The sequence below is a fragment of the Halalkalibacillus sediminis genome (assembly GCF_002844535.1).
Classification (GTDB): domain Bacteria; phylum Bacillota; class Bacilli; order Bacillales; family Alkalibacillaceae; genus Halalkalibacillus_A; species Halalkalibacillus_A sediminis.
Genome location: NZ_PJNH01000003.1, coordinates 175,664 through 196,954, shown reverse-complemented (window position 1 = coordinate 196,954; position 21,291 = coordinate 175,664). Strand labels below are relative to the sequence as shown.

Genomic DNA, 21,291 nt, shown 5'->3' with positions numbered 1-21,291 from the left:
TAGAACAAAAAATAGATTAATAGATTCTTTTTGTTCTTATTTAAGAACTAATGAATCCCAGGAGGGTTTGGGTTGAGAAAAGGAAGATTAACTATGATGAGAAAAAAACAATTGCAGCGTAGGATCTTTTTGAAAGCTTTCTTGGTGTTATACATTACATTTTTAAGTATTTCTCTAAGCACAGGTGGAACGGATGCACAGTTTAATGATGTAGAGACAATTAAGGAATCCATATCAACGTGCGTTTGGCATGTAAATGATAAAGGTGAGTACGTTTGCGGTGAAGGAGATTGGGATAACAGTTCTCTCGACTTTGATGGAATGGATGTTGGAGGAACTTTAGATGAACTGTTTGCTTGGGTGAAAAATGGTGGTGATGGTGACATGGAATCAAGTTGGATCTATTACGTATATAAAGACGGAGAAAAAATTGAGGATTTTGAAGGCGAAACGCCTCTAATAAAATCAGGTGATAAAGCAAAATTGATTTATGACGGACCAATTGAACCTGGAGATTATAAATTCAGATTCATCCGACCAGATGAGCATGCCAATGGAAACGGCAAAGGTAAAGGAAAGAACCTTTCGATTAATGAATCAGAAAGTTCTGGAGGTTACAGTAGTACCATCACAATAACAGAAGAAATGTTTGAAGGCAGCGAAATAGAAGTGCAAACAATGGACGTAGAAAATGAAATTTCTGAAGAAGAAGATGAAAAAAACAGTATTCAGAAACCTCAACAAGAGAGTCAAGAAAATGATGACGTAGATGATAAAGAGCGTGAACAGTCTGACGGAACTAAAGACGCAAGTGAACAAGCCGATGAGTCCGACAATAAAGATTCTAAGTCAGGTGAAGAGAACGTTACTACTGGTGAAGATAAAAAGAACAAAAAAAATTCTAGCAAAGAAGACAAGAAAGAAACAAGCGGATCTGATTCACAAGTAGAAGTTTCTGAAGATAATACAGAGTCTGAAAACAACCAAACATCTGATGAAGAATCTGATCAAGCTGAAGAAGATGCGAAAAAAGAAAATGTTGGTCCTGACACGGATAAAGTTGAAAATGTAGATTCGGATAATAGCAAAAAAGTAAACACAGATTCAGATGAATAAACCGTGGACAATTGTTAGGAAGGTGTGAATTATATGAAAGCAATTAAGTGGATTGGCAAAGTTGTGAATGTGTTTTTAATTGTAGCACTAGTTTTCACATCAATATTAGTGTTTACCAATCTGTCATCAGACGGACCTCCGCAAATTTTTGGGCAAGAACTAAAGGTAGTTTATTCCGGATCAATGGAACCTGAGATTAAAACGGGTGCTGTAATTGGAATCAATCCAAATATAGATAAAAACTCCATAAAGGTTGGGGAAGTTATTATGTTCCAATCTGAACCAGGAGTCTACGTAACACACAGGGTAATGGATGTTACCCAAAACGATAGTGGAGTTCTATATACAACCAAGGGTGACAACAATGAAAGTGCTGATATTAACCCTGTTCAAGCAGAAAACGTTTATGGAGTTCACTCTTCGATTAATATTCCTTTCGTAGGATACATGATGGATTATGCAAACAGTTCTATGGGAGTAGCTACCTTACTGATTATACCTGGAATCATTCTATTACTAAGCTCTATTAAATCAATTTATCAGGCAATAAGGTTAAGGAAAGAAGATGTGCAATCCGATTCAATTTAATCAAGTTTTTATCGACTAGCCTTTTATAGGTCTAGCGATGAAATAAATTAATTTACATACCTCATGTTGGGTGGGGTAGGAGAGGGAGGATTTTTTTATGAGTATTAAGAAGAAAATTGGAATGGGAGTATTGACCGGGGTAATGGGTCTATCGTTAGTAGGGGGTGGAACTTACGCAGCCTTTAACGACACTGCTACAATTAATAACCACTTTGCAGCAGGAACATTAGATTTAGAAGTTGGAAAAAATCACTCTAGTCACACCATGAACTTTGATTTAGGTAACATGAAGCCAGGCGATAATGTTCAAAGAATTTTCAAATTAAATAATGTCGGTTCTTTAGCTATTAAGGAAGTGTTATTAAATGTAACTGCAGATAACTTTGATGCTGATCAAGGCTATAATCAGGATATGGAAGATTTCCTAGATCAATTTGAAATTGATTTTATGAATGAAGACGGTGAATCTCCACGTCACGAACCTAGAGAAAATATTGTTAAGTCTGGAGAAACATTAACATTAGGGGACTTATTCAGAGAGGATCTAAGTTCTGTAAAAGATGATTTCAAAGCTACAGATGGTACGCCACGAATAAATTTAGTACCTTTAGTATTACCAGGAGATGCTGACCATACAAGAATAGGTTTACCAGTTGAACCGAATGATCAGGATGCTGTATTTATTCAAATAACTTTTAAGGATGACCAGAACAGAGTTGGGGGAGACTATTCAGAATTTATACAAAACAAATTCCAAACAAATGAAGTCGACTTCTACTTTAACTTAGAAGCTACTCAGTGGAATGGTTACCATATTGACACTCCTGAGGGTAATGGAGAAGTAAATAACAAGATTGCACCAAATGCTACTGATGGAGACGGTAATCCTGTTGCTACTCCAGAAACAAAAGGCAACGGAAAATATGATGGTAATGAAGTAGTCGACGATTCAAATACTGGGAACTAGTAGTTAGAATTCATAAATAAAAAGGCAGGGAGTCCCTGCCTTTTTATTAAATCAATATCATGAAGAAAAGAGGCATAGTTTATGAAGCGGTTTATTTTTTTCGTTGCCTTTTTGTACACCTCATTTGCATTAATTTTTATTCTTCCGGGATTAGAATCTAGTGCATTTGAACAAGATTCAGTAAGTTTAATTACCTCTCCAACAGAGGTGTTGTTTGATATAACTAACATGAAGCCTGGGGATCGTGTGGAAAGAAACATCTCAATTAACAATGATGGTGCAAAGGATTACTATTATCAATCTAAAGCTGAGCAAACGAGCGGTTCTAAAAAGCTTTATAATGAGTTCCAACTGACTGTCATAAATGATGGAGAAACGCTATTTGAGGGTAGTCTTGGGGACTTTTTTGGTTTTGAACCTCGCCAGTTAGCTTCTGGTGAATCAGAAGAGTTGTTATTTGTAGCTGAATTTCCATATGAATCTGGAAATGAATTTCAGGGACTTGAAATGGACTTCTTAATTGAAATATGGGCGGATGGTGAACCGATCGAACCGGTCGTCAGCGATAATTCTGATAAACCATCATTCAATGGCTTCCTCCCACAAACTGGTGAAGAGTCATCGATCATCTACTTCATCATTGGTGGTTTGGCGATAGCTTTAGGTGGAACCATCTATTTTAAAGCTAGAAGAAAAGATGTAGGGTGATGATGCCAGATGAAGCGTTTGATAGGGTTAGTGTTCATCATTGGTGGAATTCTTACGATCTTTTTCCCAACGCTTGAAAATAGTTATTATTCGTCACAAGAGAATCAGCTGGTGTCGGAGTTTCAGTCACTAGATCGGGTGTTTGCCGAGGTTGATGAAGCAGAGTTAGAAGGGGAATCAACTCACACTCAAGAATCTGAAGATGAAGCAGAGATTACTGACCAAGTTCATAGCGTCCTGACCATAGAAAAATTGGATTTAACGCTTCCTGTTTTACATGGTGCTACTGAAGAGAACCTTAAAATTGGGGCAGGTATCATGAGTGACACGACGCCATTGGGGGAGATCGGGAATACGGCAATTGCGGCTCATCGAAGTCATACGTATGGAAGACAATTCAACCGGTTAGACGAGCTTGAGAGTGGAGACACAATCGAAATCGAAACGACAGACGGCCAAACAACATATCAAGTGTTCGAAAAAGTGGTTGTTACTCCGGACGATTTATCTGTACTGGATCCTATGGGGGAACAGTCAGTAGTTACATTAATTACTTGTGACCCGATGATTGATCCGACGCATCGGTTGATCGTACACGCTAAAAAAATAGAAGATTCCTCAAAATAAAAAACCTCCACGTGGAAGGTTTTTATTTTTGACTTTGTTTCCATTTATTATATTCTAGGAAGTCTTTGAATTCTTCTTTGGATATTCCTGAGTCCATCGCTTCTTTCACTAACTTTGTCCATTCGTTATCTAAGGGGTCTGGATCTTCACTACCCTCTTTTGGTTCATTCAATAATTGGTCGACGGACACATTCAATTCGGATGCGATTTTTTCTAGAAATTGTATGGAAGGGTTTTGTTGTATATTTCTCTCTAAAGCGCTTAAATATGACTTTGCCACACCAGCACGTTCTGCCAATTCAGTTAACGACATACCCATGGCTTTGCGATATCTTTTTACTCTTTCACCGATCATAGGCGGTACCCCCTTTAAAGCGACGCTTCTTCTCTTCTCTTTTTTTAATTCCTTCTTAGAATATAGCACAAAAAGTTAATAATTTCTTCAATTATCAAACGATTTAGGTCATATGGAGTAGATAAAGAAGATTTTATGCTTCATATCAATAAAGTGGTGCACCATTAAAATCATATCCTTCTCATTTGTGTATAAACGTTTTACACTAGGTATAATAATTGATATGATGTTAGTGTTTTAACAAATGATATGTTACAAAATGAAAGAGTGTATCCTATGGGAAAAGAGAAATGGCTGTTTTTGAATTCAGGAAGTCAGTCCGCTGCTTACAATATGGCGATGGATGAATGTCTATTGAAGTGGCACAGCGAAGGTATTATTCCTCCGGTTTTGCGTTTCTATACGTGGGAACCTGCGGCGATGTCTTTAGGGTACTTTCAGAAAATTGATGGAAAAATAAATGTTAAAGCGATTGAGGAATACGGCTTCGATTTAGTCCGCCGTTTGACGGGTGGACGTGCTGTACTTCATGATCACGAGCTTACATATAGTATAGTTGTTTCTGAAAAACATCCAGATATGCCGAAAACAGTAACAGAAGCTTATAAAGTGATTTCACAAGGATTGTTAGATGGTTACCGCAAGTTAGGAATCGAAGCTGATCTTGCAGTACCTGAAGGGAAATTGAACCGAACGGGATCTGCCGTTTGTTTTGATGAACCTTCTTGGTACGAGTTAGTCATTGAAGGTAAAAAGGCTGCAGGAAGTGCTCAAACGAGGCAAAAAGGTGTCATTCTCCAGCACGGGTCAGTGCCGATCGGGATGGACACGGACAAGTTATTCGATATGTTCGTCTACCCGACTGAACAAGCAAAAGCAAAAGCAAAACAAATCTTTAGTGAAAAAGCTACTACAATGGAAGATTTTCTGAATCGTAAGCTTTCATTGGAAGAAGTTGAACAGGCTTTCTATGAAGGTTTTCAAGAAGGACTAGAGGTCGAGTTTAAACCATTAGAATTATCACCAGAGCAAGAACAAGAAGTAAAAGAATTAGCTGATAGCAAGTATCTAATGAAGGAATGGAATTTTGCCAAATAATCTTTAAGGGGTGGATCGCTTGTCTAAGAAAGAAGAATACGTTAGAAAACCTGAGTGGTTGAAGATTAAACTTAACACGAACAAGAACTACACTGGCTTGAAAAAGATGATGCGTGAGAAAAACTTGAACACTGTCTGTGAAGAGGCCCGTTGCCCGAACATCCACGAGTGCTGGGCGGTTCGTAAAACAGCTACGTTCATGATTTTAGGTAAGGTGTGTACACGTGGGTGTCGTTTCTGCGCTGTACAAACTGGCTTACCGACTGAAATCGATTGGCAAGAACCTGAGCGTGTAGCAGAGTCCGTTGAAATCATGGGCTTACGTCACGCGGTTGTTACAGCGGTAGCGAGAGACGATCTTCAAGATGGTGGTGCTGCGGTTTTCGCTGAGACAGTGAAAGCTATTCGTAAACGTAACCCAGGAACGACAGTAGAAGTATTGCCTTCAGATATGAAAGGTGATTACAATAGCTTGCATATGTTAATGGATGCAGGGCCTGATATCTTTAACCACAATATTGAAACAGTTCGTAGATTGACCCCTACGGTTCGTTCGAGAGCTACTTATGACCGTTCACTGACATTATTGAAAAGAGTTAAGGAAGTCGCACCTGATGTTCCTACGAAATCAAGTATCATGGTAGGTCTTGGTGAAACGAAAGAGGAAATCATCGAAGCGATGGATGACCTTTTAGCTCACAATGTAGATATTTTAACGATCGGTCAATATTTACAGCCGACACGTAATCACTTAAAGGTAGAGCGCTATTATGAGCCACACGAATTTGCGGAGCTACGTAAGATCGCTTTCCAAAAAGGGTTCCAGCATTGCCAAGCTGGTCCATTAGTCCGCTCAAGTTATCACGCGGATGAACAAGTTAGTGAAGCTTCAAAAGCTCGTCGTGAGCAATTCGAAGAAAACTACATTAAGAATCAACCAGCTTCATCAATCTAAGTACACTAAAAACCCGGACCAAATTTAATTGGTCCGGGTTAATTTATGCACTCAGATTAATCGTTCGTGCGATCTACCATTTTTACTAATACGTGTGCAATGTTTTCGCGTTCTTTTTCGTTCGCCACGTTCCACATTTCATTTAGTAAATATTCTTCGCGGTTACGCGGTTTTTCTTGTTTTGCTAGATAATCTGCAACTTTTTTTGCGTATTTAGTTAATTGGTCGTCATCAAGACCAATTTTTTCTCCCATTTCAACTTTATCTCCTAAATAGTCTTTAAAGTATTGGAAGTTTTGCATGATCTCATCTTTCTTTTCTTCCTTCATATGAGCGACTTTCTTTTCTGGATTTTCAGCCATTCTGTAAAACTCCTCTCATTTGGGTATTACTGGTACCTACTAAATGCATTCCCGTGAGAGAGACTTTTAAACATTAAGCTGTATTGAATTACTGTTTGTTCGTTAATAAATGATTTTCATAGATTACGTCATGTAAATCTTTGAACGATACATGTTCGTCTTTAAATTCAGTAGGTGACTCCAGTCCTGCAGCAGCTGCGATATTGAACAAGCCTTCTCGCGTCGAAATGACGTAATTGGTCACGCGGTAAGATTTCTCTTCAATATTCAGTGCGCGTTGCAATTTCCCGTCGGTGGTAGCCACTCCTACTGGACAATGGTTGGTATGGCAAACTTGGGCCATGATACAGCCGACTGTCACCATGAAAGCACGAGCCAATTGTACCAAATCTGCTCCTAATGCTAGAGCGATCGCGACTCTGTCAGGTGTGAAAAGCTTTCCTGACGCAATGATTTTGACCTGGTCGCGTACACCAGCTTCTTTCAAGCTTTTATGAAGAATTGGAATAGCTGCTTTGATCGGAAGACCGACAGAATCAGCTAGCTCTTGGTAACTTGCTCCTGTTCCGCCTTCACTTCCATCAACGGATATGAAGTCTGGCGCGATGCCTGTTTCTTTAATAGCTTCAGCTAGTTGAACGACATCTTCTTCTTGCCCGACAACGATTTTCATTCCAACAGGGAGTCCTGAAACGTCACGAATTTGATCAATGAATTCTAACATTGAAACTGGATCGTCAAACTCTTTGAATCTGTTTGGACTATCGACAGATTGATAAGGTTCAATGTTACGTATTCTAGCAACTTCTGGTGTCACCTTTTCAGCCTCGACATGGCCTCCACGTGTTTTAGCGCCTTGGGCCAGTTTGATTTCAAATGCTTTGATTTGTTCTATTTCAGCCTTTTCTTTAAGCAATTCCCATGAAAATTCGCCTTCTTTTGTACGAACACCGAATAAGCCGGGACCGATTTGCATAATTAAGTCTACGTTCCCTTTTAAATGATAGTCGGAAACGCCGCCCTCACCTGTATTCATCCAAGTACCGCCTGCTCGGCCAAGTCCGATTGATAGGGCTGTAATTGCACGATCACCTAATGCTCCGTAACTCATCGCAGACATTCCAACCATTCCTTGAACATGGAAAGGGTGCCTTGCATGTTTACCGATCACCACTTCGTAGTCCTTACTTAATAAGTATGGGTCTACCTCAGCTTTTTCCCTGTGCTCTTTTCGGGAAAATAAGTATTCCTTTTCTATCTTATACAAGTACGAAGGCACCATTGGCTCTCGGGTAATAGCCATTTCTTGTTCAAGTTTAGGGAACATTGAATTTTTCACATAATAACCTGGGTCATCGTAATTTCTCTTTGAACCGAAGCTGACCATACGATTTTTGTATTTGGCAGGGACTACGATGTCTTGATAATCTTTTCTGGAAAAAGGGAGTGCATCCCCGTCTTCAGAAAACAAGTATTGCCTTAGTTCGGGACCGACCATTTCTAAAAAGTAACGCATTCGTCCCACTAAAGGATAGTTTCTAAGAACAGAATGTTTCTTTTGGTTGCGATCGACGAAAAAAGCGTAAAGCATTAAAAGACCCGGTAAAATTAAAATTAGAGTAATGAATATTAATAGTACGTTAGATAATATGTCAGCCATTGACTCCCCTCCTATTCAAATATATAATTGCTATCATGACTTACTAAGTGTGCATTGTTCTGAGCGTTTTTAATTATAAAAACACGTTTTTTTATAAACTTTTATCCAGACCAGTTCCCCTTACTTGTCTATATACCACAATAGTACATAAGTTAAGCAGTTTGTACCATTTTAGCGGGAGGGCATTTTATGGAAAGTTTACTCTTCAAATTAATGTTGATCGGTTCATTAGGAGTGTTATCCCAATGGGTTGCTTGGCGTTTTCGTTTACCAGCAATCGTTGTCATGGCGATTGTCGGTTTGATGGCTGGACCGATCTTTGGAATTATGAACCCGCAAAATGATCTAGGGGAATTATACTCACCGTTAATTTCTATTGCGGTTGGAATTATTTTATTCGAAGGAAGTTTAAGTCTAGATTTGCGAGAAATTCGAGGCTTAGGAAAGCCTATTTTTCGGATTGTATCCATAGGCGCATTATTAGCTTGGCTATTAGGTTCGTTGGCCGCTCATTATGTCGCTGATTTATCTTGGGCAGTATCATTTGTTATCGGTGGTATTTTCATCGTGACAGGTCCTACGGTAATCTTACCTCTTTTACGCCAAGCCAAATTGAAGCCGAGGCCTGCCGCTATTTTGAAGTGGGAAGGCATTATTGTTGATCCTTTCGGCGCGTTGATCGCCGTTTTCGCATTTGAGTTCATCAAGTTTCTGACAATCGATACTGTGACATTTGCAACAGTATTGGCCTTCTTGACGGGCTCGTTGTTAGCAGTAGTCATCGGTGTTTTCTTCGGGTACGGTGTCGGTTGGATGTTCGAAAATGGCTTCGTTCCAGAATTCTTGAAGTCACCGATTGTTTTGATCACGGTCATTATGGCCTTTGTTCTAAGTGATACAGTCATGCATGAAACTGGGCTATTGGCTGTTACTGTCATGGGGATGACACTGGCCAATATGCATATATCCTCAATTGGTGATATGAGACACTTTAAAGAAAATATCTCCATTTTACTGGTTTCTGCAATTTTCATCATGCTGACAGCATCCCTTAATCGTGAGACATTGCTTTCTATTTTTGATTGGAACATCATTGCATTCATCTTACTGATGTTATTTGTCGCTCGACCATTAACGATTTTCTTGTCCACAATCGGCACGGATCTTCAGTTCAAAGAGAAGCTATTAGTAGGGTGGATCGCACCTCGAGGTATTGTAGCACTGACGGTTTCTGGTTATTTTGCTGGGATACTACTAGAGGCCGGATTCGACGATGCGGTGATTTTAACTTCACTCACTTTCGGCTTAGTATTTTCAACGGTTGTAATCCATGGTTTTTCTTTAGGATGGATGTCTAAAAAGCTGGGGTTATCTACAGAAAGTAAGCCAGGAGTGTTAATTGTAGGGTCTAGTAAATTTTCAGTCAATTTTGCGAAAGTACTACAAGATTTAAATATTCCAGTCTTGGTTTCGGATTCTTCTTGGAGTAGATTATCACATGCTAGAAGATTGGATGTACCTTATGAGAACTGCGAAATTTTATCTGAGCAGACGGATTACCAAATAGATCTGACACCTTTTGAATACATGATTAGTGTGACAGAATATGATTCTTACAACACTTTGATCAGTTCAACATTCGTTCCTTCTTTCGGAAGAGAACATCTGTATCAATTACCTTTGCAAGTGAATCAAGGTGATCACCTTGAAGATGTAAGTAAGCATATAAGTGGTAAGCAGTTATTTGAAGAAGGAGCTAACTGGACATCGTTGAATGAAAAGATCAATGGTGGTTATATGTTTAAGAAAACTTCAATCACAGATCAATATTCCTTCAAGCAATATCTAGCGGACCGTGAAGAAGGAAGTGTACTATTAATGGTTGCTCGAAAATCAGGTTCTATCGACTTCTTTTCACCTTCTAATGACACGAAGGCTGAGGTTGGAGATACAGTAATCAGTCTAACAAAACCTAATAACCATTAAGTTCATAAATTAAAAATCTTCGCCATTAAAATAAAGTGGCGGAGATTTTTTTATTAGTTTTCTCCTTTGATAGTAACTATATGAGAGCAGTATGGTTGCTTGTGGGTACTTTGACATGATATAATTTTTTAATAATTCAGAATTCATATTCCGACAATTTTCTCAAGTATGAAATATTTTATAAATATAATAAATACACACATACTATAAAAAATAAAATCCAGTCAACCTGCAAAAAATAAGCATTCTGAATTATATGAAAGATATGTGGATGATAAAAAAGGATAGTATTTTTCAAGTTGAATTCTTCACGGCATAAGTGATTTATTTGTGCTATATGAATTTTTTTAGGAGTTGTAGAGCTTACAATTTGTAAGGTACGATTAAATGTACGTCTTATGTGAATTAATTAATCAGTCTAAAGATATAGGTAATAAGTGAAAGGGGAGGGAACATGAAAAAAGGTGCGTTTTTTGATAACCCATTCTTCCGAGGAATAGGGAAAGCCCTTAATATGCTTGATCAGGCGATCTTAAAGATGGAAGAATTCATCCTTAGTGCATCAGTCATTGTCATTTCTCTTATGATTTGTGGAAATGTAATCAGTCGTGAGTTATTTGGACCAAGTATTTATTTCCATGCTGAGGTCGCTCAATTTGCTATTATCATTGCTACCTTCATGGGAATAAGCTATGGTGCCCGGAAAGGCAGGCATATTAGTATGTCAGCGATTTATGATTCAGTGCCTTTCAAATTCAGGAAGTTCATGGCTATTTTGATTCCTCTTGGTACAGCGATTGCATTGTTCGTCCTTGCATACGTTTCGTTCCAATATGTGCAGAATGCATATGAACGAGGAACCACGACAACATCGCTCCGGGTACCGATTTATTTAATGTATATGTTCCTCCCGATTGGCTTTTTGTTAGGTGCCATCCAGTATGTACGTAACATGCTCGTAAACATCTTCAACAAAGAGGTTTATATTGGTACAGATGCATTAGACTATAATGATATCGAGCCCGAAAAACGAGAATTAGATGATAACCTACAAGTATAAAAAATATAAAGCGAGGAAATCTACATGCTATCATTATTGCTAGGAATCATGTTTGTACTATTGATGCTGAATTTCCCAATGATGATCCCATTGATTATTGCTCCTTTTGTAGTGGCAATGATTTATCTGCCAATTTTTGATTCGTCGATAATGGTGGGACAGTTAATCACTGGTATCGAAACATACGAATTGCTATGTGTACCGTTATTTATATTCGCTGCTGATATCATGACCTCTGGTCGGACAGCGGATCGTTTACTAGATTTCATTGGTTCATTCGTTAGACATATTAGAGGTGGTTATGCAGTTACAACAGCTGCAGCTTGTACCATGTTCGGTTCGATTTCGGGTTCTACCCAGGCAACGGTTGTTGCCATTGGTAAACCTATGCGCGAACGTTTACTTAGAAATGGCTATAAAGATTCTAGTGCTATAGCTTTAATAATTAATGCCAGTGACGTAGCTTTACTAGTACCTCCAAGTATTGGACTGATCATTTATGGTTTAGCTTCTAATACTTCAATCGGGGACTTGTTTATCGCTGGTATTCTACCTGGTGTATTGGTATTCTTAACATTCGCTATATATAGTATGATTTATGCAAAAGTTAAGGGAGTACCGCTTGCTTCGAAAGCAACATGGAAAGAAAGAGGGCAATTTTTCATAAGAGCTTTATTGCCTTTAGGCTTCCCGATTGTAGTAATCGGTGGTATCTACACAGGTACTTTCACTGCTACAGAAGCAGCAGGTGTATCCGTATTATACGCATTCATTCTTGAGGTAATTATTTACCGTTCTATTCATATCAAAAAGATCCCAAGCATTGCTTTATCAACGGGGTTAGTAACATCTGCAGTATTCATTCTTGTTGCAGGTGGGCAAGTGTTTACTTACTTAATCAATATTGAAAAAGTTCCGCAAATGTTGTCGGAAGCAGTCTTAGGAAGTGACCCTAGTGCAATTTATGTGCTAGTGATTGTAACGATTTTCTTCTTCGTAGGTTGTATGTTTGTGGATCCGATTGTTGTTATATTAGTATTAACACCAATCTTCATGCCGGCAGCAAGTGCTGCAGGAATTGATCCTGTACATTTAGGAATCGTTATCACCTTCCAAGCGGCATTAGGTTCAGCAACACCACCGTTTGGGGTTGACATATTCACGGCAAGTGCCGTATTTAACCGGCCTTATATGGAGGTCATCAAAGGAACACCACCATACATTTTAATGATGGTGGTCATATCAATACTATTAATTCTGTTTCCACAGATTTCTCTTGCGTTATTGTAAGAGAATCTTTGAAAAAATAATTTATTAGGGGGTAATTACCATTATTTTTAACAAAAAGTTTTTGTTAAGTTTGGTATTAGTTTTAACATTAGGTATGCTTTTAGCTGCTTGTGGTGGCGATGATTCAGAAGGTGATTCTGGAGATGACACTACAGATGAGTCAAGTGGCGACGATTCAAGTGAAGGCGGTGACGAAGAAGCAAGTGAAGGTTCTTCAGATATTGAGGAACAGACTTGGAGATTCGTTACTGAAGAAGTACAAGGACAAGTTCAGTATGTATATGCTGAAGAGTTTGCTAATCGTATGAGCGAGAAATCTGATGGAAAAATCAACATTGAAGTATATGAGTTCGGTGGTCTAGGTAGTGAAACGGACCAGGTAGAGCAGTTACAAAGTGGTAACGTTGAAATGGCTGTTATGTCTCCAGGTTTCACTGGTAACATGGTAGCTGAAGGACAGTTATTCGCATTGCACTTCCTATTACCGGATGACACAAGAGCAGTTCAAGACATCTTGAACGAAAGTGAAGCATTAAACACAGATCTACGTGAGCGCTATGAAGAGTATGATATATCTCCTCTAGCTTACTGGACTGAAGGTGCTATGCAGTGGACCAGTAATGTAGGTATTCAAGAACCATCTGACTTTGAAAATCTGAAAATGCGTGTTCAAACTTCTCCTTTAATTATGGAGTCTTATGAAGCGTATGGTGCTAGCCCACAATCTATGAGTTGGGGTGAATTGTACACTGGTTTAGACCAAGGTACAGTTGAAGGGCAAGAAAACCCGATCTTCTTTATTGCGGATGCATCTTTCCACGAAGTTCAGGACACAATGACTATTTCTAACCACAACAACTATGTAGCGATGACTACTGTTAACACTACATGGTACGAAGGCTTAGATGAAAACATTCAAACTATGATTGATGAAACAACTGAAGAAATGCAAGAGTGGGTTTATGAAGAGCAAGAGCGCCAGAACGAAGAGTATCTAACTGTAATTGAAGAAGATACTGAAAACCCTACAGAAATCATCGAACTAACTGAAGAACAGCGTGACGAGTTCAGAAAACTTGCTGAACCAGTTCGTGACTTCTATCGTGATGAAGTTTCTACTGTAGATGGTGCTATTCTTGATAAGCTTATGGAAGAAATAGAATCTATGTCAGGTGAATAAATCTTGGCTTTGAAAACAGTCCTGCACGAGCAGGGCTGTTTTTTTACATAATAATAAATCTTGCTTTTCTGATAATAGTTGACTTTACTTAACCTAGGGAGTAAAGTGAAATTATAAAATAAATAATGACAAATATTTTACTTATATAAAGGGGAGTAGCTTGTTACATTATAGTCGTCATTACGAGATCTAATCTCCGGCTATGGTGGCAGCAAACATTCTGTTGTTAGCGAGACCTTTACGTGGACATGCTATGTGCGTAAAGGTCTTTTTATGTGGCCTTTACCAGCTGTCTGGTAAGGGCCGTTATTTTTTGGTCTAGAATATTTGGCATCATTTAATAACTCATGCAAATAAGGAGAGAAAGTAAATGGATGTAGGCTTATTACTTGAATACGGATGGGTTCTGATCGTATTAATCGGGTTAGAGGGGATTCTTGCGGCAGACAACGCGTTAGTCCTTGCAATCATGGTAAAACATTTACCTGAAGAACAACGTAAAAGAGCATTGTTTTATGGTTTAGCAGGTGCTTTCGTATTACGACTAGGTTCGTTATTTATCATCTCCTTCCTGGTAGATGTATGGCAGGTACAAGCACTAGGGGCGATTTACTTACTATTTATTGCTATTAACCATATTTTCAGGAAGTTTGTGGTGAAACGTGAAGAGCAAGAAGGTGTGAAAGAAAAGTCAGGGATTAAAACGAAAGGTTCTAGCTTTTGGATGACTGTATTGAAAGTCGAATTTGCTGATATTGCTTTCGCAGTAGATTCAATCTTAGCTGCAGTTGCACTAGCAATGGCATTACCTGAAACGCCACTTCCAATGATCGGTGGGATGGATGGGGGTAAATTCCTAGTCGTCTTCTTTGGTGGTTTGATTGGTGTAATCATTATGCGTTTTGCAGCTACTGTTTTTGTGAAGTTACTGAAGCAACGTCCAGGCTTGGAAATGGCCGCCTTCGTCATAGTAGGTTGGGTAGGGGTCAAGTTACTCGTTATTACGTTGTCTCATGAGGATATCGGAGTGATTCCATACGATTTCGCTCACTCTGCAGGATGGAAACTCACTTTCTATATTGTGCTAGTGGCTATCGCATTGATCGGTTGGTTCACTTCACCTAAACAACCAGCAGAAGATCATGAAGAAACGATTGAGAAATTAGAAAAATAATGCAACAAAAGAACTATAAAATTAACAGAAAAGCGCTGAGAATGCTTTTTAAAAGCAACAGAGTATGAAATAATGTATTCGGATGAAAATTTTTCAAGGAGTGGAACAATGAAACCAACTAAAGAGCAACTGAACAAGTATGCAAAACTAACAGTAGAAATGGGAGTAGGTATTCAAAAAGGTCAAGCACTATATATCAATGCTCCGATCGAAGCAAGAGATTTCGTGCATCACGTGGTAGAAGCAGCTTATGATGAAGGTGCGGAAAACGTATATGTTAATTGGACAGATGAAGTGTTAACTCGTATGCGTTATGAACGTGAACCGATGTCCGTTCTTGAAAATGTACCTGATTGGGTAGTCAAAAGACAAGTTGACCATGTGAAGAATGGTGGAGGTGTATTATCCATTTATGCGCCAAACCCAGATTTATTAGAGGGAATCGACGCTGAAAAGATTGCTAAGGCATCAAAAGCATCTGGAGAAGCTTTAAGTGAATTCAGAAGTTATATGATGAACGACCGTGTACAGTGGTCAATCGTGTCCGTGCCAACGGATAAATGGGCGAAGAAAATATTCCCTGATAAAGATACTGAAGAAGGGGTATCAGAACTGTGGGACCAAATCTTCAAAATTGTAAGAGTTGATCAAGATGATCCGATTGAAGCTTGGAAACAACATAATCAAACACTATATACCATCAGAGACTATTTAAACAATAAACAGTACGAAGCATTAGAATATGAATCAGAGAATGCCCAGCTAAGAATTGAACTTCCTGAAGGCCATATATGGGCTGGTGGAGGAGCAAAAGCTGAGACAGGTGCTGAATTCAATCCGAATATGCCGACAGAAGAAGTGTTTACAGCTCCTCACCGTGATGGGGTCAATGGAACGGTAAAGAACACGAAGCCATTGAACTATAATGGCAACTTGATTGATGGTTTTGAGTTGAAATTCGAGAATGGTAAAGTGGTTTCTTATGAGGCTGAAACTGGCTATGATACCTTAAAACATTTGCTTGAAGCAGATGAAGGAGCGGTTCGACTAGGTGAAGTCGCACTAGTTCCGCATTCATCACCAATTTCGCAATCAGGATTGATCTTTTTCAATACGTTGTATGATGAAAATGCATCATGCCATTTAGCTTTGGGAGAAGCTTATCCGACGAATGTGAAAAACGGTGAAAAGATGAGCAAAGATGAATTAAAGGAAAATGGTATTAATACTAGTCTTATTCACGAAGACTTCATGATCGGTTCAGCCGACTTGAAAGTTTATGGTGTGACTAAAGAAGGTAATAAAGAAGCAATCATTGAAAATGGCGATTGGGCTATCAATTAGTACCTGAGTAAAGTGCTGACTTTGCTCAGTTAAGCATTATTATCTCTGTTAAAGTAATCAAGTATGAGTAAACGCATTAGGGCTGGGTAATAAGCCGAGTTTTCTCATTGAACTATGAGGTGAAAAAATGTCTTTGATCGGAAAAACGATAAAATGGCGTAGAAACCAACTGGGATTCACACAAGAAAAGTTAGCCCAAGGGGTTTGTTCAGTGGCTCAAGTAAGTAAGCTGGAAAATGATAATGCCTCCATCAGTGACGATCAATTGACTCACATTTGTTCCAAGTTGGAATTTGATCGAGAAACCATTGTAGGTGAAGTAGATTGGCAGTTGAAGTCTCAGCTTGAAAAATGGCTGGACTACCTCCACGAATACGATGTACCTCCGTCTGAAGATATATTTACCGAAGTTAAAGATCTAAGACCTGAACAGCTCCATGTTGATGTATATTTCCTGTACCTCATATGCTTATTTGGGCATTATTTGGTGACTGATCGTATGAAAGAAGTAGAGGACTTCATTGATGAGGTAGAAAGTAAGAAAGTAATATTAAAAGAATTCTACCCATATAGCTACCACAAATTCATCGGAATCTACTACAGAAGAAAAGGTATGTATTCTAATGCTATTGAGCACTTAAGGATTGCAGAACAAGAGTTAGGGGATGAAATCGATCCTGAGCTTTATTTAGTGATGGCCACAGTTTATAGTCGACTGAATGAGATCCTAATTTCGAACAAATATGCCCAACGAGCGTTTAAAATATTTCAGGAGAAACTGTACTATACTAGAATCATTGATTGCCAGATCGTATTAGGAAACAACTACTGTCTAGTTGGTGATTTTAGTTCAGCAGAAGCTTATTTTAATCGAGTGGAAAATCTCGACGCTGAACATGTCTTTCCAAATACCAGAGCTAGTATACAGCATCATATTGGGTATATACATTTTCAGAAATACGAATATGATCAAGCCGAAGCATGTTTTAGAAAAGCTCTTGAATTACAAGTTAGTCCTAATGATTTCCTGAACGCTAAGTACCTTTTATCGTTTATCTATTTTAGAAGGGACCAAATGGAAGCAGCAAAGAAAGAGATTCAGGAAGGGTTTGACATTGCTAGAGTTTACTCGAATAAAAGATATAATATTAAGTTCAACGTGCTAGACCTTCGATTGAATAAGAGAAAAGAGGACTTAGTAGCATACTTGAGTAAAACGGCCATCCCATTTTTTGAACAGAATGGAGAGGAAGCCGAACTGAAGCATTATTATTATCTCATCGGCCAAGTTCTCTTTGAATTGAATCGATATAAGAAGTCTGCTGAGTACCTGATGAAGGCTACGGAAGACTTCATGGTATAAAAAGAAGAAGTTCACCCGTCTGATTGGCGAGTGGACTTCTTTTTCTATCTTAAAAAATAATATGAGCAATCAAGATGATGATTGGCAATGTTATAAGGGTACGCAATAGGAAAATGAATACTAGTTTTGTAAAGTTGATTGGTACTTTGGATGCTAATAGAACTCCACCGACTTCAGATAAATAGATCAATTGGACAACACTTAATGCTGCAACGATGAAGCGAGTCATTTCACTGACCTCTGTTCCAATAATCAGTGCTGGCAAGAACATGTCCGTGAATCCGACCAAGATCGTTTCCGCAGCTGCTGCAGCATCAGGAACTTGTAACAATTCTAGAATTGGAATGAAGGGTAGCCCGATCCAAGTGAAAATGGGGGTCGTATCAGCTACTATCACCCCGAGCGTACCAATTGCCATAACTACTGGTAATACTCCAATCCACATGTCTAAGACGTTTTTGACTGCCTCTTTAGAGTAACCTAATAATCCAGGCGACTTACTTGCTCGATTGACAGCTTGTTTATACCCCCAACTTAGTGGATTATGCTGGCTAGGAATATCTTCATTCAACGGTTGCTGATTTTCATCATAATAGGTATCTTTAATTTTTGATAAAGGTGGTATGCGCGGCATAATGACAGCTGCTACTAATCCAGCTGCAAATATCGTTCCGTATAAAGGTAAAAATAGGTGCATGAGTTCGACTTGTTGCACAACTGCGATCGTGAATGTGATAGAAACGACAGAAAATGTCGTTCCGATAACGGCAGCTTCTCTTTTCGTATAATAGCCGTCTTCGTATTGTCGGCTTGTTAAAAGAACACCGATCGTACCGTCACCTAGCCATGAAGCTAAATTGTCGACAGTTGAACGGCCGGGAAGTGTGAATATTGGGCGCATAATTTTTGTAAGTAATGCGCCGATGAATTCAAGTAAACCGTAATTTAATAGTAATGGTAGTAAAAGACCGGCGAAAAGGAACACAGCAATCAAAAAGCTTAATAAGTCCCCAAGTATCATCCCACCGGTTGCGCCTGAATAGATTCCTTCCCAACCAATCTCGAAATATGTGAGTAGAACGAAAATCATTCCAAGTAAACGCACGGAAAGCCAAACAGGTCCAACTAAAAATAGCGATCCGAAAAAGGAATCTCTATCGAGTTTTCCTGGGTTCATTTTGTCGTATATGAAAGTGAATAATGAAATGATTGCAGCGATCGAAATGAGTAGTACCACCAGTAAAACTGCAGTGGGTCCAAGGAGAATCAATAATTCATCTGCCAAAATAGCGACAGGGATACTCGTCTCCCCGTTGTAAGAAATCGGTGTCATGAATAATAAAATACCGACTAAGGATAAGATGATAAATTTCAAATGATTCGTGAAACTATGTGAGTCATTCATCTTTAAGCCTCCCATCAAATTTGTTTATTTTATTATTACATACTAATTAATATACGACAATTTGAAACTATATGAACGTACGTAATCGTATACTACAATAGTATTTCAGAAAAATGTTAGAATTTTTAAAAAACTTCTAAACATTTGTAGAAATTTATAGTATAATAGTAATTGATTGAATATTTGTCGTTAGAATTCATATGATTTATTGATGGTTCGCCATTTTATTTAATGGTTGTGGGGAGGCAGTAATTTTTTATGTATGAATTAAATAGCTTAAAGGGCAAATTTGAAAAAGAGTTAAAAAGGGATCTTAAAGAGGAAGAAATTGAATTTATCAGTTGGATGACAAAGAAGCATAAAAGCGAAAAAGAAGGTAAAAGTAGATAGAACAGACGGGGGCACTGCTTATGAAGGCAGTGTTTTTATTTTCCTGAAATACCTTCTATTATATTTGGAGAATTTTTCTGTGAAAAAAATTAAATTCATCCTTTGGTGAAAACCTTTCCATGTGTTATAGTATGCGAAACAATAAAAAAAGTAGCTACTCGTCATGGCTAGGCGGTGGCATTTTTTATTCATTAATACTTTAACAGAGTTATTTATTAAAATGTGATCGAGGTGAAAAGAGATGAACGATTTACAAGGTTCAGATCAATGGAGAACAAGACTAGGTTTCATGCTGGCTGCCATGGGTTCAGCAGTGGGACTAGGTAACATTTGGAGATTTTCTTATGTTGCCGGGGAGAACGGTGGAGCAACATTCCTACTCGTTTATCTATTTTTTGTCTTATTGATCGGAATTCCCTTACTTTTGGCGGAGTTCAGTATTGGTAAAGCGGGACAATTGGATGCAGTGGGGTCATTCAGGAAATTAGCCCCAAAAACGAAATGGTATTTGACTGGATTAATGGGTGTCATTGGTGGCATCTTGATTCTAAGTTTCTATAGTGTCGTGTCTGGTTGGTCATTATTCTATCTATATAAATATATAACAGGCGCTTATTGGAACGAACCGGATGGTGGATTTGGAGCTGCGTTTGGTGCGTGGATCTCCAACTCATATGCTCCGCTTTTCTGGCAAGCATTGTTTTTAGGTGTCACCATTTTTATCGTCATGCGCGGAATTAAAGGTGGAATTGAGAAAGCGAACAACTTCTTGATGCCTGCCCTCGCGCTATTGATGATAATAATGGCGGTTTATGGGTTGACGCTCGATAATGCTATGCAAGGGGTCAAGTTCCTATTCACACCTGACTGGGGGCAGCTATCTAACCCACAAGTGTATATTATGGCATTAGGCCAAGCATTCTTCTCTCTAAGTATAGGGATTTGTGGAATGTTAACTTATAGTAGTTACCTCAAAGAAAAAGACCGCCTACCGGCCGCGACTGTCGGTATTGGTTTAATGGATACTCTTTTTGCGGTGATTGCAGGACTAATGATTTTCCCAGCAGTGTTCAGCTTCGGTGTTGATCCTGCAAGTGGACCTCCATTAGTGTTCATTACACTTCCGACGATTTTCGAAAGTATGCCTTTGGGTAATGTGGTTGGAATTGTATTCTTCATATTACTTACAATGGCCGCATTATCATCAGCTTTGTCATTATTAGAATTACCGGTCGCATTTTTCAATAGAACATTAGGTTGGTCCAGGAAAGTAGCTACCCTAGTGTGTGGAGTATTTATCTTCATATTAGGTATTGCATCTTCACTTGGTTTCGGTATATGGAGTGGTGTCACGCCAATAGGTGATAACGGCATCCTTGATTCCATCGACTATATTACGGCTAATATCATGCTCCCGTTAGGTGGATTGCTCATCGCGCTATTCGTTGGTTGGTATTTACCGAAGAAACGAGCAGCTAGATTCAGCGAAATCGAGAGTCAGGGCTTGACTTCAGTATGGTATTTCTTAGTCAAATTTGTGATACCAGTATTAATGATTGTGATTTTCTTGTTCCAGTTAGGAATAATTGATTATTTGATTGAACTTTTACTGACAATGTAGTTTCAGATCTGAACGTTCCAATAATGGATGTTATAATGAGAA

Annotated in this window: 20 protein-coding genes; 16 read left to right on the top strand and 4 right to left on the bottom strand. The window is 38.7% G+C overall.

What is annotated here, in order from left to right; all coding sequences use genetic code 11:
* Positions 1–72: 72 nt before the first annotated feature.
* The 5 genes from tapA to CEY16_RS10685 all read left to right on the top strand — a co-directional run bounded on the left by tapA (position 73) and on the right by CEY16_RS10685 (position 4,006).
* Positions 73–1,116, top strand: coding sequence for an amyloid fiber anchoring/assembly protein TapA (gene tapA / locus CEY16_RS10705; RefSeq protein WP_101332030.1), 1,044 nt, complete (start codon positions 73–75; stop codon positions 1,114–1,116).
* A gap of 33 nt (positions 1,117–1,149) precedes the next feature.
* The gene (sipW, locus tag CEY16_RS10700; protein WP_101332029.1) at positions 1,150–1,704 is read left to right on the top strand and encodes a signal peptidase I SipW; all 555 of its coding nucleotides are present in this window, start codon (positions 1,150–1,152) and stop codon (positions 1,702–1,704) included.
* Between the two features lie 97 nt (positions 1,705–1,801).
* The gene (locus CEY16_RS10695) at positions 1,802–2,671 is read left to right on the top strand and encodes a TasA family protein (RefSeq protein WP_101332028.1); all 870 of its coding nucleotides are present in this window, start codon (positions 1,802–1,804) and stop codon (positions 2,669–2,671) included.
* An 81-nt stretch (positions 2,672–2,752) separates the two neighbouring features.
* The gene (locus tag CEY16_RS10690; RefSeq protein ID WP_101332027.1) at positions 2,753–3,379 is read left to right on the top strand and encodes a TasA family protein; all 627 of its coding nucleotides are present in this window, start codon (positions 2,753–2,755) and stop codon (positions 3,377–3,379) included.
* Positions 3,380–3,388: 9 nt separating this feature from the next.
* The gene (locus CEY16_RS10685; protein ID WP_101332025.1) at positions 3,389–4,006 is read left to right on the top strand and encodes a class D sortase; all 618 of its coding nucleotides are present in this window, start codon (positions 3,389–3,391) and stop codon (positions 4,004–4,006) included.
* Between the two features lie 22 nt (positions 4,007–4,028).
* On the opposite strand, the gene CEY16_RS10680 is transcribed toward CEY16_RS10685, so the two are convergent.
* Entirely contained in the window at positions 4,029–4,361 is a 333-nt protein-coding gene (locus CEY16_RS10680; RefSeq protein ID WP_101332023.1) for a helix-turn-helix domain-containing protein, read from the bottom strand.
* 276 nt (positions 4,362–4,637) lie between these two features.
* Here CEY16_RS10680 and CEY16_RS10675 point away from each other — a divergent pair, with 276 nt between their 5' ends.
* Together CEY16_RS10675 and lipA are read left to right on the top strand one after the other, a co-directional pair.
* A complete protein-coding gene (locus CEY16_RS10675; protein WP_101332021.1) occupies positions 4,638–5,459 on the top strand; it encodes a lipoate--protein ligase family protein in 822 nt (273 codons plus the stop codon).
* A gap of 19 nt (positions 5,460–5,478) precedes the next feature.
* On the top strand, positions 5,479–6,414 hold the full coding sequence (lipA, locus tag CEY16_RS10670) for a lipoyl synthase (protein WP_101332019.1): 936 nt from the start codon (positions 5,479–5,481) through the stop codon (positions 6,412–6,414).
* A 56-nt stretch (positions 6,415–6,470) separates the two neighbouring features.
* On the opposite strand, the gene CEY16_RS10665 is transcribed toward lipA, so the two are convergent.
* Both CEY16_RS10665 and CEY16_RS10660 read right to left on the bottom strand, forming a co-directional pair.
* Complete coding sequence (locus CEY16_RS10665) at positions 6,471–6,776, bottom strand: DUF3243 domain-containing protein (protein ID WP_101332017.1); 306 nt, start codon at positions 6,774–6,776, stop codon at positions 6,471–6,473.
* 88 nt (positions 6,777–6,864) lie between these two features.
* On the bottom strand, positions 6,865–8,436 hold the full coding sequence (locus CEY16_RS10660; protein WP_101332013.1) for an FMN-binding glutamate synthase family protein: 1,572 nt from the start codon (positions 8,434–8,436) through the stop codon (positions 6,865–6,867).
* 189 nt (positions 8,437–8,625) lie between these two features.
* Between CEY16_RS10660 and CEY16_RS10655 the strand changes: the two genes are divergently transcribed.
* From CEY16_RS10655 to CEY16_RS10625, 7 genes are all read left to right on the top strand, one after another.
* Positions 8,626–10,422 (top strand): cation:proton antiporter, encoded by a 1,797-nt coding sequence (locus CEY16_RS10655; protein WP_101332012.1) that lies wholly within the window; start codon positions 8,626–8,628, stop codon positions 10,420–10,422.
* 454 nt (positions 10,423–10,876) lie between these two features.
* Positions 10,877–11,482, top strand: coding sequence for a TRAP transporter small permease (locus CEY16_RS10650; RefSeq protein ID WP_101332010.1), 606 nt, complete (start codon positions 10,877–10,879; stop codon positions 11,480–11,482).
* Positions 11,483–11,506: 24 nt separating this feature from the next.
* Positions 11,507–12,772, top strand: a complete 1,266-nt coding sequence (locus CEY16_RS10645; protein WP_101332008.1) for a TRAP transporter large permease — start codon at positions 11,507–11,509, stop codon at positions 12,770–12,772.
* A 94-nt stretch (positions 12,773–12,866) separates the two neighbouring features.
* Positions 12,867–13,952, top strand: coding sequence for a DctP family TRAP transporter solute-binding subunit (locus CEY16_RS10640; RefSeq protein ID WP_101332363.1), 1,086 nt, complete (start codon positions 12,867–12,869; stop codon positions 13,950–13,952).
* A gap of 370 nt (positions 13,953–14,322) precedes the next feature.
* Positions 14,323–15,126, top strand: a complete 804-nt coding sequence (locus CEY16_RS10635) for a TerC family protein (protein ID WP_101332007.1) — start codon at positions 14,323–14,325, stop codon at positions 15,124–15,126.
* 108 nt (positions 15,127–15,234) lie between these two features.
* A complete protein-coding gene (locus CEY16_RS10630; RefSeq protein ID WP_101332005.1) occupies positions 15,235–16,470 on the top strand; it encodes an aminopeptidase in 1,236 nt (411 codons plus the stop codon).
* Positions 16,471–16,597: 127 nt separating this feature from the next.
* Positions 16,598–17,833 (top strand): helix-turn-helix domain-containing protein, encoded by a 1,236-nt coding sequence (locus CEY16_RS10625; RefSeq protein ID WP_101332004.1) that lies wholly within the window; start codon positions 16,598–16,600, stop codon positions 17,831–17,833.
* A 49-nt stretch (positions 17,834–17,882) separates the two neighbouring features.
* On the opposite strand, the gene CEY16_RS10620 is transcribed toward CEY16_RS10625, so the two are convergent.
* A complete protein-coding gene (locus tag CEY16_RS10620; RefSeq protein WP_101332002.1) occupies positions 17,883–19,238 on the bottom strand; it encodes a YjiH family protein in 1,356 nt (451 codons plus the stop codon).
* A gap of 258 nt (positions 19,239–19,496) precedes the next feature.
* On the opposite strand from CEY16_RS10620, the gene CEY16_RS15515 reads away from it, so the two are divergent.
* Together CEY16_RS15515 and CEY16_RS10615 are read left to right on the top strand one after the other, a co-directional pair.
* Positions 19,497–19,628, top strand: a complete 132-nt coding sequence (locus CEY16_RS15515) for a hypothetical protein (RefSeq protein WP_274379940.1) — start codon at positions 19,497–19,499, stop codon at positions 19,626–19,628.
* A 241-nt stretch (positions 19,629–19,869) separates the two neighbouring features.
* Positions 19,870–21,249: a sodium-dependent transporter gene (locus CEY16_RS10615; protein WP_101332001.1), complete on the top strand. Its 1,380-nt coding sequence runs from the start codon at positions 19,870–19,872 to the stop codon at positions 21,247–21,249.
* Positions 21,250–21,291: the final 42 nt, after the last annotated feature.